The sequence below is a fragment of the Shewanella sp. GutCb genome (assembly GCF_002836135.1).
Classification (GTDB): Bacteria; Pseudomonadota; Gammaproteobacteria; order Enterobacterales; family Shewanellaceae; genus Shewanella.
In genome coordinates this window covers 1-15,683 of the sequence record NZ_PJBL01000035.1, presented here as the reverse complement: position 1 = coordinate 15,683, position 15,683 = coordinate 1, and the positions used below count along the sequence as shown (strand labels likewise).

General features: G+C 37.2%; 12 protein-coding genes and 1 pseudogene. All 13 read left to right on the top strand.

Features of this window, described 5'->3' with window-relative positions; all coding sequences use genetic code 11:
• The coding region (locus tag CXF86_RS19290) for an acyltransferase (RefSeq protein ID WP_308303200.1) at positions 1-491 on the top strand (491 nt) is incomplete at its 5' end.
• A 14-nt stretch (positions 492-505) separates the two neighbouring features.
• The gene (locus CXF86_RS19285; RefSeq protein ID WP_102039799.1) at positions 506-1,693 is read left to right on the top strand and encodes a glycosyltransferase family 4 protein; all 1,188 of its coding nucleotides are present in this window, start codon (positions 506-508) and stop codon (positions 1,691-1,693) included.
• Positions 1,693-2,931, top strand: coding sequence for an O-antigen ligase family protein (locus CXF86_RS19280; protein WP_102039798.1), 1,239 nt, complete (start codon positions 1,693-1,695; stop codon positions 2,929-2,931). The genes CXF86_RS19285 and CXF86_RS19280 overlap by 1 nt, the downstream gene beginning before the upstream one ends.
• A 139-nt stretch (positions 2,932-3,070) precedes the next feature.
• Positions 3,071-3,601: an acyltransferase gene (locus CXF86_RS19275; RefSeq protein WP_219622743.1), complete on the top strand. Its 531-nt coding sequence runs from the start codon at positions 3,071-3,073 to the stop codon at positions 3,599-3,601.
• Entirely contained in the window at positions 3,598-4,701 is a 1,104-nt protein-coding gene (locus CXF86_RS19270; RefSeq protein WP_102039797.1) for a glycosyltransferase family 4 protein, read from the top strand. Before CXF86_RS19275 ends, CXF86_RS19270 begins: the two co-directional genes overlap by 4 nt.
• A 101-nt stretch (positions 4,702-4,802) precedes the next feature.
• Positions 4,803-5,858, top strand: a complete 1,056-nt coding sequence (locus CXF86_RS19265; RefSeq protein WP_102039796.1) for a DUF1972 domain-containing protein — start codon at positions 4,803-4,805, stop codon at positions 5,856-5,858.
• A 516-nt stretch (positions 5,859-6,374) separates the two neighbouring features.
• Positions 6,375-7,421 (top strand): UDP-N-acetylglucosamine--undecaprenyl-phosphate N-acetylglucosaminephosphotransferase, encoded by a 1,047-nt coding sequence (wecA, locus tag CXF86_RS19260; RefSeq protein WP_102039795.1) that lies wholly within the window; start codon positions 6,375-6,377, stop codon positions 7,419-7,421.
• 197 nt (positions 7,422-7,618) lie between these two features.
• Positions 7,619-8,785 carry a nucleotide sugar dehydrogenase gene (locus CXF86_RS19255; protein ID WP_102039794.1) on the top strand — a complete coding sequence of 389 codons (1,167 nt, stop codon included), beginning with the start codon at positions 7,619-7,621 and terminating at the stop codon, positions 8,783-8,785.
• Between the two features lie 1,166 nt (positions 8,786-9,951).
• Positions 9,952-11,061, top strand: coding sequence for a polysaccharide export protein (locus CXF86_RS19250; RefSeq protein ID WP_257985419.1), 1,110 nt, complete (start codon positions 9,952-9,954; stop codon positions 11,059-11,061).
• Positions 11,062-11,092: 31 nt separating this feature from the next.
• Positions 11,093-11,539 carry an arsenate reductase/protein-tyrosine-phosphatase family protein gene (locus tag CXF86_RS19245; RefSeq protein ID WP_102039792.1) on the top strand — a complete coding sequence of 149 codons (447 nt, stop codon included), beginning with the start codon at positions 11,093-11,095 and terminating at the stop codon, positions 11,537-11,539.
• Between the two features lie 155 nt (positions 11,540-11,694).
• Positions 11,695-13,887 (top strand): polysaccharide biosynthesis tyrosine autokinase, encoded by a 2,193-nt coding sequence (locus CXF86_RS19240; protein WP_102039791.1) that lies wholly within the window; start codon positions 11,695-11,697, stop codon positions 13,885-13,887.
• 436 nt (positions 13,888-14,323) lie between these two features.
• Complete coding sequence (locus CXF86_RS19235; RefSeq protein ID WP_102039790.1) at positions 14,324-15,322, top strand: nitroreductase family protein; 999 nt, start codon at positions 14,324-14,326, stop codon at positions 15,320-15,322.
• Positions 15,319-15,683 (top strand): annotated as a pseudogene (locus CXF86_RS22960) (hypothetical protein); the annotation flags it as partial. The gene CXF86_RS19235 and the pseudogene CXF86_RS22960, both read left to right, overlap by 4 nt.

Sequence of the window (15,683 nt, the reverse complement as noted above, 5' to 3'; positions counted from 1 at the left end):
AATCTTTAATAAATCTGTTCGCTAAGTACTCATTTGAAGTTACGAGTTATAAACTTAAAAAGTATAATGTAACAATGGGGGTGGGAACAATAGTGATGAACAGTACTTTCTCGAGTTCAACTAAAGGTGATAGTTTTTATATCGGAGATAATTGTACTGTTACAGGAGCTACTTTTTTAGGGCATGATGCCTCCCCAACATTATTCTTTTCTGCATTAGTTATGAAGGATGAACTCTATTTACCAGGTTCGAGAAGGTCATATCGTCATAGTATTAAAGTGGGTAATAATGTTTTTATTGGCTACGGTTCAATTATTTTGCCTGGTATAAACATTGGCGATAATGTTGTAGTAGCTGCAGGAAGTGTTGTAACTAAAAATGTGTTGTCAGGGACCGTAGTAGGTGGCAACCCTGCAAAAATGATTAAATCAATTGATGAGTATAAAAGTAAATATGAATCATTACAAAAAGAATATCCAGAGAGGTTTTAATTGTGGGGGTAAAAATGCCTAGAGATATAATTTTACTAAGTAATGCTTATTGGCCTTCTATTGGAGGGATAGAAAATTCATTGCGGCATTTAGCACAGGAAGCTCAGTCAGTTGGCGACAATGTAGAAATTATAGTTAGCGATATAGGACTGGACGATACTTTAAAAGGACACTCTACTGAATTAGTCGATGATGTTCTGGTTACTCGATATCCACTCCAGCCCTTTAAATTCAAGTTATTAACTGCAATAAACATTCTTTGGTCTAATGTGTTGTTATTTAGATTACTTCGTCAAAAGAAGCTTGCTTCACCTGATGCGATTGTTATCGCCAGGTTTCATTTTGCTGCTTTCATCGCTTCTCTTGTTGGTTTTAAAAGTGTTAAATATCTTGTACCATCAATTTTTTCTGAGCAATTTGGCCACGAAAATACAGAGCCTCTATCTTGGTCGTCAAGGTTACGTATTAAATTAAAAATACTACTTCACAGCACAGTTCAACGTGCCGCATTAAAAAAATCGAATGTCTTTGTATTTAGCGAAACAATGAAAAAACAATGCGCATCGCTTGTTGGTGATGATAGTGTCCAATATTCTATTGTAAAACCAGGTGTCAACACGGATCGCTTTTACCCTGTAGATGCCAAGGAAAGGGAAACGTTAAAAAGGGAACTGAACTTACCAATTAACCAACCAATAATTCTTTTTGTTGGTCGTTTTGTTAAAGCTAAAGGTGTTAGCTTACTTATTGATGCTGTTGCTAATGTTAGTCAAACGTTCCATTTGGTTTTGATCGGAGCAGGAGAAGAGTTAAAGAGCTATGAAACAAAGATAATGTCGTTAAGTTTAGCTGATAAAGTATCCATTATTCCACCATTAAGAGATGTAGAGAGGTACTATCGTTGTGCAGATATGTTTGTTATGTCTTCCAGTTACGAACCTTTAGGGCAAACGATTCTGGAAGCGTTCGCTTCAGGTTTACCTCTTGTTGCATTTAAGAAATCAGCAACTGTTAATACAGCCACGCAAGAGCTAGGTATGGATGGATTTATAACGTACGCGAATCTGCATAATGAGATTGAATTAGCTAAAGCCATTAACATTAGGCTATTAGCAGTACCTGAATTTGACCGTAAATCTCTTGCTGAACAATCAAAGGCTAAATTCAATTGGCAAAAACTTTATAGCGATTTAGTTCGCTAATGAGCTCGTATATCGAACAACAAAAATCAACTTATAGAGAAATATCATTCTCAATAAAAGGTATGATTCTATTTCTGCTTTTTCTTATTCTGCCATTCTTTGACATGGTGAATGGGTTCTTAGTTGTCGGTGGTTACCTGCCTGAAGGCGGACTTGCGTCGCCATCTCAATTAGGTAGACTTTTAGCTACTATTATTTTATTCATGGTCTGTTTTTTTAAGAAACTTAATACAGGATGGGTTTTTTTACTTTATTACTTAATCGGCATTGAAATATTTTATGGTTTACAGCATTTACAAACATACGGTGTTATGTATGGAATAATGTCTGCCTATAAAATTGTTTATATTGTTCTAACATGTATTGTTCTTAAGTTTTATTTAAAAAATGAACGTGATTATCATCTTTTGGGTAAGTTTTTAAAGTGGAATTTGTATTTAATATCTGGTTCGCTTTTTTTCTCGCTTTTATCAGGTTTAGGTAATAGTACATATGGGCATGGTTTTGGTACTAAGGGCTTCTTTGCGTCAGGCAACGGGATCGGAGTTTATATGGGCGTGATGACGTTGATCATGTTCGCTTTCAAAAAGTACAAAATATACGAAAATGTCAGTACTGTAGCGCTTGTTATATTTGCCTTATCTACAGGTGTTATTGGCTCCAAAACAGCGATGCTATTATCATTAATTTGTTTACTTTGTTTGATGTGGTTTTCACGGTATAGGCCAGTTTGGTTAGGATTAGGAATTGTCGGGTTTATTTTGATCCTACCTAAAGTATACGAAGTTTTTAATGTCGTATTTGATGTTGTTGTTAAGCGTTATGAAGCTTCTGAAAGTTTAATTATGTTTCTTGGTAGCGGTAGGATTGGTTATGTAGAAGGTGCTTTGCATGTTTTTTTAGCGCAGAGTGACGTTAATCTCAGGTTACTGTTTGGTAGTGGAGCATTTGTCTCATTTCAGGTACCAAAGAACGCAATATATGATACTTTGGAGACTGATCTGTTTGACGTACTATTTATGTATGGCATTGTTGGTGTTTCATTCTTTTTAACTTTGTTTGTCTATATACTTTTCTCTTTAAGAAATCATTTTATCTTTTTATTAGCAGCTGTATTGCTGTTTTCTCATTCTATTATAGCTGGTCATGTCATATTCAATGGAATGAGTTCATTTGCAATAGTCGTGCTGTTTATAATTTCAATTTTTATAAAAAATAGGCCGAGTAATGCTAAGTAAGATAATCAATTTTATGGTGGTACGTTTAAGAGGTCGTCCATTTGAAATCGATCCTTCAATAACCAGTATGGAGCTTTTTACACTATTGACTAGGCAGAGTATATGTTTGTTTCGAGGTATATTGAGAACAAGAGTCTTAGTGTCAATTGGTAACTCTGTTGTTCTAACTTCGAAAAATAGAATGCAGTTTTCAAAAGGTGTGAGTATTGGACGATGTTGTACTGTAGATGCTATTGGTAATGATGGAATTGTATTTGGGACTGCGACTTCGATTGGAGCATTTTCTTTAGTTAAAGTGAGCGGTTCTTTTGTTGCTCTTGGAAAGGGGATTGTGTTCGGTGATAATGTGGGGATCGGTGAGTTTGCACATATTGGTGGTGCAGGTGGTGTAGAAATAGGTGATGACACGATTATCGGTTCTTATTTTAGTGTCCATCCAGAAAATCACATTTTTGATGATACGTCTATGCCGATCCGTTTACAAGGTGTGACTCATCAAGGTATAAGTGTCGGAAAAGGATGCTGGATAGGTGCAAAAGTTACTCTTTTAGATGGTACTAAGGTTGGGAATGGATGTGTTGTTGCAGCAGGTGCAGTAGTGAAAGGCGAATTTCCTGATAACTGTATCATTGGTGGTGTTCCCGCAAAAATTTTAAAGAAGCGATTATGATGTTGAAAGATGTATTTTTTGTTCATGTTTTTAATGATTTTAGTGGCAGTCCGCGGGTACTTCGTGATGCGATAGAAGCTTGTGATGAGTGTTCAGGTGACCGTTATTTGTTTACGAGCCGCCATGATGGTTTCTTAGATAATGCGCCTGTTATTAGGGTCCCTGTTTTCTACCGCCGGAGTAATATTAAGTTACTTCAACTTTTTTATTATGTGTTGTCGCAATGCCACCTTTTTGCTGTTTTATCTTTTTACTTGATCCGGTCATTAAAGAATAAAAGAAAAACCTCGCTATTAATTAATACGTTATTGCCATGTGGTGCCGGGATAGCAGGCAAGCTTTTTGCGTCTAAAGTAATTTATTATGTACACGAATCACATATTTCTCCACGTCCACTTAAACAGTTTTTGCGGACGATTATTGAGTGGACGGCTGACAATGTTGTTTTTGTTTCTAAATATCTATTAAATGACGAATTTTTTAAAAAGCCGGTTCAAACAGTAATATACAATGGACTTAGGAAAGATTTTATACCTAATTTAGATCTTGATTATCCAGCTAAATTCAAGTCTAGACAGGTTTTTTTTGCTGGTTCACTAAAAGATTATAAAGGGATAAAGCAACTTGCTTTACTCGCAAAGGTTCTTGAACAATTTTCTTTTGTTGCTGCTATAAACTGTAGTGAACACGAACTTACGGCTTATCAAAATCTGAATTTTATCCCAGCTAATTTAGTGCTACTCCCACGACCTGATAATGTTCAGGTTATGTTTGAGACAAGCTTTTGTATCTTAAATTTGTCACTACCAGATCAATGGGTTGAAACCTTCGGATTGTCGCTGTTGGAAGGCATGACTTTTGGCTGCCCTGCTGTAGCGCCTCCAGTGGGTGGCCCGATTGAGTTTGTTAATCCTATGAATGGCTTACTTTCAGACTCCCGTGATATTGATACTATAAGTGATTTTCTAGGTACGTTAGCCAGTGATTATGAAATTTGGTTAAAATACTCTACAAATGCTCAATTATGTGCCTCTTTGTTTACTTCTGAAATCTATAGTTCAGAATTCAAAACCTACATGATTTCGAATGATTTTATTTAGTGTTTCACATTAGTTACAATTTTCGTCTGTTTCTTCTTTCTTTTTATATGTCAGTTATGGCTAAATTTTACTTTGTTTTGTCATGATTTTTCCAGGTTATTATGAAAAAAATTGCTGTTGTAGGTACTGTAGGAATTCCCGCGTGTTATGGTGGATTCGAATCCTTAGTTGAAAATTTAACCAGGTATTCGAGTGATCACATTGAATATGATGTGTTTTGTTCAAGTAAGTCCTACCCTGAAAAAAAATATGTTCATAATGGAGCTAAGCTAAGCTACATACCTTTAAGCGCTAATGGTGTACAAAGTATACCGTACGATGTTATTTCGCTCATCCAGTGCATATTTAAAAAACCAGATATAACGCTTATCCTCGGTGTATCGGGTTGTCTTTTTCTTCCTATCTACCGTTTCTTTTCTAAATCAAAAATTGTCACTAACATCGATGGTTTAGAGTGGAAACGTGATAAATGGAACAAATGGGTTAAAAAGTTTTTGAAATTTTCAGAATCTATGGCCGTTAAATACTCCGACGTAATCATTACCGACAACAAAGCAATTGGTGACTATGTTGATGCTGAGTATACCAAAAAAAACGTGGTTATTGCCTATGGTGGTGATCATGCAATAATAAAGGGTAAAACGGTTGGTCCAGAAGGGGACTATTATTTGTCATTATGCCGCATTGAGCCTGAAAATAATGTAGAAATGATTTTGACTGCGTTTTCTGAGAGTGAACATAAACTAAAGTTTATCGGTAACTGGAATTCGAGTGAATTTGGTCGAGGATTGAAAACGAAATTTGCTGATTTACCAAATATTGATATTATTGATCCGGTATATGATTTAGAACAGCTTTTTAAACTAAGAAGCGAGTGTAAAGGTTATGTTCACGGGCACTCCGCTGGCGGTACTAACCCTTCTCTTGTAGAAGCTATGCATTTCACAAAACCAGTATTTGCTTTTGACTGTAATTTCAATCGATATAGTACAGAAAACAAAGCTGTATATTTCTCTTCAGCACAAGAGTTAAATAGCAAACTAGCATGTATTACGGAAGATGAATTGTTGGTTATATCCTCAGAAATGAAACAAATTGCTGAATGCCGATATACTTGGCAGGTAATCAATAAGCTCTATGAAGATACCTATCGCTAGCTTTACGCAGAATAATGATGAGTTGGTCAAGTTTAGTCAAAATCAGTAGGAAGTTAAGTTCCTACTGAATGCGTAAGGCTTGTTATTAGTCGCGATTCAATAAGATTATACTGATCACGTAATTGAATCTTTAACAAAAAACATCAAGTGTATCATAAGCATAAACTGAGTTTTAGAGTCTATTGTATTGCTTAACTAGTTCATTGGTATCTAGTTAGCTTTGTCGTAGTATACTTTCTTATAAGTGATTCTAATAGTAAGCTATTTTTAGTTGGATAAATGAAAGTAATCGTATACTTACACTCTGGGAAAACGTAGCCAAAACTCGCTAATTGTATAAATATTGTTTCATAATATTCTCTCTTCATAGCTATGATTTATAGCTATGATTTATGGTAAGCAAACTGTTATACTAATCACGTTTTATTCCAGTTGTCCATAGATTATATATTGGCAAATATTTTATTTTCTTAGATTATATATTTCATCTAACGTGCTTATTTTAAAGGGATTTTCATGACTAGTCTCATTCCTGCTGTGTTGACTTTTCTTCTGACTTGCTCCGTTATCCTGTTATTGAAGCCCGTTGCCAAACGAATCGGGTTGGTAGATTTACCAAATGAGCGAAAGCTCCATTCAGGGGAAATCCCTTTGATTGGCGGTGTCGCCATCTATATTAGTATTCTACTCGTAGCAACAACTTTTATTGATTACAGCCGTGAACTGAACCTCTATCTTATTTCTGCTGCTTTAATAATTTTTTTGGGCGTGTTAGATGATAAATATGATCTTTCTGTAAGATTACGAGTCGCTTCTCAAGTCATTATCGCTTCAATGATGATCTTTGGTGCAGAGCTTTACTTAACGAGCTTTGGGAATATACTTTATTTTTTTGAATTGAAGTTAGGCTTAATCGGTGTTTTTGTTACCGTAATCGCGGTTATAGGCTCTATTAATGCCTTTAATATGGTTGACGGCATCGATGGGCTTGCTGGGGCGCTTAGTGTTGTAACTTTTAGCTCGTTAGCATATTTACTTTATGGTGTAGACAGCGCTTGGTTTTTACTTCCGGTGTTGTACGTTTCTTCATTATTTGCCTATTTAATGTTTAACCTTCGTTGGCCTTCTTCAAAACTACAAAAAATATTTATGGGAGATGCAGGAAGTATGTTGGTCGGTTTAACGGTCGTTTGGTTACTCGTTATTGGAACCTCTGCCGACCAAAAGGCGCTTTCACCGGTAACGGCACTATACCTAATCGCTATTCCTTTAATGGATATGGCTGCCATTATGTACAGACGTATAAAGAAGGGAGTGTCTCCATTTAAGCCTGATAGAGACCATCTGCACCACATTTTTGAACGAGCTGGTTATACACGTAAACAAACTTTAGTGAGAGTGACTTTATTATCTGCATTTTTAGCAATTATCGGCATTGCAGGTGAAAAACTAGCTATACCTGAATTTGTCATGTTTATTGGTTTTATCGTTATTTTTGTCGCTTATAATTGGGCGCTTGCACATGTATGGCAAATATTAACGTGGGTAAGACGCTCTGTTTAAAGGTGATGGTATTACATAAAAAATCCTCATGAAGAGGATTTTTTGTTTTAACGATCACACTGGTTTATAAAATCAACTCGGTAGGTCGTTAATAGTTATCACGTAGACGTGTTAATCATCTGTACTCCTTGTACACACGTGTGAGCACTCAAATTCTTTTATTTTTCTCTTGAACGAATAGTTTTGAAAGGTTTTTTATGAAAATTGCTATAGCAGGAACAGGCTACGTAGGCCTGTCGAACGCAGTATTGTTAGCACAAAAGAATACGGTAGTTGCTGTTGATATAGTCGCTGAAAAGATAGAAATGATTAATCTGGGGAAATCACCTATTGCTGATGCCGAGATCGAGCATTACTTGCAAAATAATAAGCTTGATTTAACAGCGACACTTGATAAGAAATCAGCTTATCGAGATGCGGACTACGTAGTGATTGCAACGCCAACAGATTACGATCCGGTCAATAATTATTTCAATACATCTTCAGTTGAAGCTGTGATTCAAGACGTATTGGGTATTAATCCTAATGCGATAATGATTATCAAGTCTACTGTGCCAGTAGGTTATACCGAAACAGTAAAGCAAAAGTACGAGACTAATAACATTATCTTCTCGCCGGAGTTTTTACGTGAAGGTCGTGCCCTATACGATAACTTGCATCCATCACGAATCATTATTGGTGAGCGTACAGAACGAGCTCGAGTGTTTGCCAACTTACTGGCAGACGCTGCGATTAAACAAAATATAGACATTCTTTATACTGATTCTACAGAAGCTGAAGCAGTTAAACTTTTCTCTAACACTTACCTGGCAATGCGAGTCGCGTACTTTAATGAGCTAGACAGTTATGCAGAATCCCATGGTTTAGACGCACGTCAAATTATCGAAGGGGTGGGTCTTGACCCTCGTATAGGTTCGCATTATAACAATCCATCGTTTGGCTACGGTGGTTACTGTTTACCCAAAGACACTAAGCAGCTTCGAGCGAATTACGCCGATGTTCCAAACAGCTTAATTAGTGCAATTGTTGATGCCAATTCCACTCGAAAAGATTTCATAGCGGATTCAATCATTAATAAGCAGCCTAAAGTAGTCGGTATTTACCGTTTAATTATGAAGTCAGGCTCAGATAATTTCAGAGCTTCTGCTATTCAAGGAATAATGAAGCGCATTAAAGCTAAAGGCATAGAAGTCGTTGTCTATGAGCCTGTTCTCGCCGAAGCTACATTTTTCAATTCTAAAGTGATTAACGACTTCAATGAGTTTAAACAGATTTCAGATGTCATTGTATCTAATAGAATGGTTGACGATTTAGCTGACGTAGCCGCTAAAGTTTATACACGGGACTTGTTTGGCTCAGATTAGCTAAGACAGATTAGAGGCTGTTACGACAAGATAGCAGATCTAAGTTACATGATGTTGTGAGTGTGTTTGTTGTGGTCGAGCTTAACATGAAGTATTTCATCGAATGCTTAGGTCTAAAGTGCGCAATCGTTTAGTAGCTTAGGTAGCTTTGATTTTTCACCTCGATTTTCTGTAAATACGATTCGATTACATTAAGTACAAGAAGACAACAGTAAAGGTAACCGCTCTTAGTATACTGGTGCAAAATGTTAGCGCTCGGTATGTGCCCTTTTACGGCATCATACTGAGATGCGTTAACATCTAAATACATCGTTTTATAATAATGACCCATTTAATGGTTTACTCGCATAATGAGACTGTATAAGGCCGTGAAACAGTAATACTTAACATGGGCCGAAAATGTTATGAGGTTCTATCGTTTAACTTAACTAAATCCCCCTCATCATCCCCTCGCTATTAGCCTGAATTGCATAGCTATAAAAATTGAACCACAACTGCCTTTGTTAGTTCTCACCCTTTTTATACTAATCACAATCTGTCAAAAAATGACCTAGCAATAAGCCCCTTTGAAAGTAACAAGTTAAAATTTGTATTAACCCTAATAGAATCAGGGGCTGATATATTAAATTTGCGACTTCACAGTGTTAGCTGATGTCGATGATTGCTGGCGTGTTTACCAACATTTACCCTTTCTTTTAAGGTGTCATAGCTCATTTTAGAAAAAACGCAATTTTTTTGTCATTTTCCCCTCGTTAAGTATGTATAATCACTGCCCAGTAATATGTACAGGCAGTAAGGAAAACTGCTTAGGGATAGATGATACGGCAATTTGGAAGCCATAATCCGTGGGCGGTAGCGTGTCTAAAACGCATGGATTTGAGTACTTTGTTGCTAGTTTAGCCATTTGAGTGCGCCCACTGTAGGCATTCTATATGCAGATCCTCTTTAATAATTCCTTCTATATGCTTTCCCTACTGATACAGCGCATTAAATCTCTTACCATTTTAATGTACTGTTCAACGGTACGGTTAAATTACCACTTTATAAAAGTGGTCAACCAAATTTATGCTTAGCTTACGGTGTATCCACGTAATCGGTACAACATGTTACCGCGCGATAATTCATCAATATTAATGAAATAAAAAACAAAAATGAACAGACTAAATATGAAAATTGCAGCACTTACGTTTTGTACTCTTTTCCTCGCCGGTTGTGTGGTACCAGGGCAACATTTAAGCATTGATACTGAAATCGTCAATAAGCAAGATTTGAACGAATTAGAACCCAATGTAGCGGTTTACGCTTTAACGCCAACATTGGTACAAAAACTGCGTTCTCAAGAAATCAAAGGACGTAGCAATGCGAGCTTGGATTTAGAACTGGCTAACTACGAATATTTCGTCGGTCCGGCTGATATCTTAAATGTCACCATCTGGGACCATCCTGAACTAACCATACCAGCAGGCTCATATCGCAGTACAACCGAATCGGGTAACTGGGTTCATGCCGATGGACGAATATTTTATCCGTATATTGGTTTTGTTGATGTTGCCGGTAAAACGGTAGTAGATATACGTAAAGAGATGGCGACTCGCTTGTCACAATATATTGAAACTCCACAGGTTGACGTAAATGTTGCTAACTTTCGTTCACAAAAAGCCTATATAACCGGTGAAGTGAGTAAACCGGGTAAGCAGGCCATTAGTAATGTGCCTTTAACGCTGCTCGATGCAATTAATCAAGCTGGCGGATTAGCTGCTGATGCTGACTGGCGCAATGTGGTGTTAACACGTAACGGAAAAGAACAGCAAATTTCACTTTATGGCTTAATGCAAAAGGGCGATTTAACCCAGAACAGATTACTGCGTGATGGCGATATTGTTCACGTACCGCGTAATGACGCTCAAAAAGTGTTTGTTATGGGTGAGGTCAACGAACCTCAAATAGTTAAAATAGATAGAGCCGGAATGAGTTTAACAGAGGCGTTAACGGCAGCTGGCGGGTTAAATCAATTGTCTTCAGACGCTACCGGGGTTTTTGTCATTCGTGCAAGTAAAGATAACGAAAACAAAGTAGTCGCGAATGTATATCAACTCAATATTGAAAACCCAACGGCAATGATAATAGGCACCGCATTCGACATACAAGCTTACGATATTGTGTATGTGACTGCAGCGCCTATTACCCGTTGGAACCGTGTTGTTGGTCAACTAGTACCGACGATAAACGGCTTCAATGAGTTAACTGAAGGCGCTCTTCGCATTAGAAATTGGTAATCAAAATTAATATATAATATAGGCTTTGTATATGTTTGAAAAAATATTAATTGTTTGTGTCGGTAATATTTGCAGATCTCCAACCGGTGAGTATCTGCTGAAGCAGTACTTGCCAGGCAAAAACATTAACTCTGCTGGCATTGCAACAGCCAAAAGTGGCTTAAGTGGTAAAGCGGCTGATAAAGTCGCAAACCTTGTTGCTACGGAGCATGGCTGTTCATTGGATATGCATAAAGCGCAGCAACTAACTCGTGAGTTGTGTCGCGAGTACGATCTGATCCTAGCGATGGAAAAAGGCCACATCGAAGCTATTACCCAGATAGCACCGGAAGCTCGAGGAAAAACCATGCTGTTTGGGCAATGGACAGGCCAGCAAGATATACCCGATCCATACCGTCAAAGTAGAGAAGCGTTCGATCATGCATTTCAGTTAATCGATGACTCCGCAAAAGCTTGGGCGAAAAAAATAGCCAAGTGAGTAAAACGTGTAAATACACTAGATTGATCTTTTAAAGCAAGAGTTAAATCAAAAGCTAAACCTGCGATAAATCAGAAAGATACTCGGTCACTTTACTGTATAAAAATAACGAAGTGTTCCACTTTTAAAGTCATAATTTGGATTCTATTAACGCTATGAGCAGTAATCCCCCCTATCAAAAAAACAAGTCGCCACAATCAACGCAAAACAGTACAACGGATGAAATCGATTTAGGTAAGCTATTTGGCATATTACTCGACGCTCGCTGGCTGATTGTCGCAGTAACGTGTGTATTTACGGTTATTGGCGTTGCTTATGCGTTATTAGCCACGCCAATTTATAAAGCAGATGCTCTTATACAAGTAGAACAAAAAAGTAGTGGCATGTCGGCGCTTGTGGGTGATATGGGAGATATGTTTTCAAGTGAATCTTCTGCTACTACAGAAATAGAAATCATTAAATCACGGATGGTGTTAAGCAAAACGGTTGAAAAATTAAATTTAACCACTCTTGCAGCGCCTAAATACTTACCTTTTGTGGGTAAAGGGTTTGACCGTATCAGTGGTCAGCAAAATAGTATTATGGTCAGTCGCTTTGACCCCCCCAATTATGCACCGACGGCTTTTGTTTTGACCCTTGATGATAAAAGTAAAGGCACTTATACGTTATATAATCAAGATGGACGTAAGTTACTATCCGGCGTAGTGGGTGAGCTGGCAATACAAGGGGAGTATCGTTTATTTGTGCAAGATTTAGTGGGTCGTAGCGGTGATGAATTTTCAGTCGTAAAACGTTCACATCTAGAATCAATACAATGGTTACAACAGAACCTCACTGTGAGTGAACGTGGTAAGCAAACGGGCATACTGCAACTGTCGTTCAGTGGTGAAGACAAAACACTCATTGAAGATATTCTTAATGACGTTAGCCAAAACTACTTTTTACAAAACGTAGCCCGCGATTCAGCCGAAGCTGAAAAAAGCTTAGAGTTTTTGCAAAGTCATCTGCCAAAAATAAAAGCCGGCTTAACAGGTTTTGAAGATACTCTAAATCGTTTCCGCCAAGACAACGATTCAATCGATTTAGGTTTAGAAGCACAATCGACCTTAAAGGTCATGGTAGAACTAGAAGCACAATTAAATGAGTTAACCTTCAAAGAAAGTGAAATTAGTCAGCGCTTTACTAAAGATCATCCCGCGTACAAGTCATTACTCGATAAACGCCAAGTATTATTAGGTGAAAAAGAACGCCTCAATAAACGAGTGCAGCAGTTACCTAAAACGCAACGTGAGGTACTGCGCATGACACGCGATGTTGAAGTAAATCAACAGATTTATATTCAACTGCTTAATAAGGTGCAAGAGCTAAGCATTTTAAAAGCGGGTACAGTTGGCAATGTACGCATCATAGACACTGCACAATCATACTCGCAAGCTGTGAAACCAAAAAAATCGCTAATAGTGGTATTAGCGACACTGTTAGGTGGCATGTTGGCCATCGCTGCAGTATTGCTTCGCGCAGCACTGCATAAAGGAGTTGAAAACCCTGACGAAATAGAAGCAATAGGGCTAGCGGTTTATGCCAGTATCCCATTGTCTGAGTCCCAGGTGACTATCGATGATAATCAAAAACGAAATAAACATAAGAAAAAGCTTACATTACAGGAAACATTATTAGCCGAACATAACCCTGCAGATCTATCAATCGAAGCACTACGTGGACTGCGAACCAGTATGCATTTTGCCATGATGGAAGCGAAAAACAATGTGGTGATGATCTCAGGCTCTGCTCCAGGTATTGGTAAATCGTTTGTATCGGTTAATTTTGCGGCTGTGATTGCTAAAACGGGTCAGAAAGTACTGCTTATTGATGGGGATATGCGTAAAGGTTATATACAGCGCCACTTTAACCTGGAATGGGATAATGGCTTGTCTGAAATGCTATCAGGTAAATTGGAAACTAAAGACGTAATTAAGGCTTCTGGAGTTGAGAACCTAGATGTAATGACTCGTGGTCAAGTGCCACCTAACCCATCTGAGTTACTCATGCACCCACGTTTAGTTGAATTTTTTGAGTGGGCATCAAGCGAATACGACTTAGTTATCATCGATACGCCGCCCGTTCTCGCGGTAACTGATGCAAGTATTGTGGGTGCTATAGCGGGTACAACGCTGATGGTGGGTCGATTTGGCAAAAATACAGTTAAAGAGGTTGAAGTCGCACGAAATCGCTTCGAAATGGCTGGAGTAGAAGTAAAAGGATTTATACTTAATGCTGTCGAGAAGAAAGCGAGTGCATCATATGGCTATGGTTACTATAACTACAGTTATGAGAGCGATAAGTCTTAGTTTTCGTTAAAATAGAGCCTATTGGGACTGTTTTCAAGAAAACAGTAAAACCTAGGCTCTATATAGGATAGCGGCAATGTCGCTGTCTCAAAATGAATAAAAAGTGTCTCAGTGGTGTCTTGAAGGCTGAGATAGTAAAGTGAGAATATTCAATAAAACGCAGCTTGGGAATGCAAAATGAAAGACCTGACCCTGAGCTTATTAAAATTCCAGCTAAAACACTGCTGGAATGACATCGTCCAGATTCGTCATTCTCGAAGTGGTTTGTCGAGGAACGCATTAGGCTACAGTCTAGTCGCATGAGCGGAGGAACTCTTCGACTCCTTTCCTGCGCATGATGTAATACAAGTCTCTTATTAGTGAAACGCATAACATCACTGTAAAATAAAAGAGCCCTAATTTATTAAACCATTTCAGGTATATATTGGAACAAGTAATGAAATTTAAAACTAGAATAAAGAATAAAGCTTATGCTGTATTTTTTTATCAGACAAACTTAGGTGAGTTCGTTGGGTTGATTTACAATTATCTTAAGTATAAAAGTTATATATTTAATCCAAGTAAATTAAATGTTACTGAAAAAGAGAATTTAGAGCATTATCTAATTAAGCAGTACCATATAATCGAGAAAGGGCTGTCGTTACCTGATGTGCGCTTGGGTTTTGGTAGAGATAAAATTATCGCGCTTCTTGATGCTTCATTTTTATATATGAGTAAATATGGTAATTCAAAACTAATGAGCGCAATAAGCTCTACGTTAAAGGAGTATGTTGAATTTAATGATATAAATAATCATATTATTGATAGTGAGTTAAAAAAAAGAATAAAAGAGTTTTTTATTGCCACTACGAATGATGTTGATGGGGGCACAAAAGTTATTAACAAAGAAAAACTTTTACTCGATAGAGATAGCCTTAAGTGTGGCTTAATAACTACACGCCATAGTGTGAGGGTTTTCTCTGGTCCCATTACTGATGTTAATAAAATAAAATCTGCAGTTACACTTGGGAAAAGGGCTCCTTCTGTTTGTAACAGGCAAGGGTGGAAAGTGCATTATTATAATGATGACAAAATAATACAAAAAATCCTATCATTACAAAATGGAACAACAGGTTTTACTGATCAAATAAATGATTTGATAATCGTAACCGCAGACTCCAAGGCTTTTACAAGTTACGAACAAAGTCAACAGTATATTGATGGTGGTTTATTTTCTATGAACCTCATGTTAGCTCTTCACTCTGAAAGTATTGGTGTTTGTCCATTAAATGCCTGTTTCCCATTCGTTGTTGAAAATAAGATTAAGAAAGTTTCCAACATTCCTGATAATGAAAAAATAGTTATGTTTCTTGCTTTAGGTGAAATGAAAGATGACTTTAAAGTAGCAGTGTCTGTCAGAAAAGAAACTAATGAAATATTAAGAATACATGAATGATAAAGTATGATGAGTCAATAAAGCTTTCAGCTATGGTTTCTTATATCACAATTGGATTTAATATCCTTAGTGCGATAGTAATTACTCCTCTTATTATTGAAGTTTTGAACCTAGGTGTTTTCGGTCTATATACTATGTTTGGTGGACTGATATTAGCACTGTCTTATCTTGATCTTGGAATAGGTAACGCTACTACGCGTTTTACAGCAAAATACAGATATAATGACGATGAGTTTAATAAGTTCACAACGAATATTCTTTTTTTGTGTGGAATTATTGTTCTGATAATAATAACTATATCGACATTGATATATATTAATTTCGATACCATTTTTATTGATAAATTTGATCGGAATGAAGA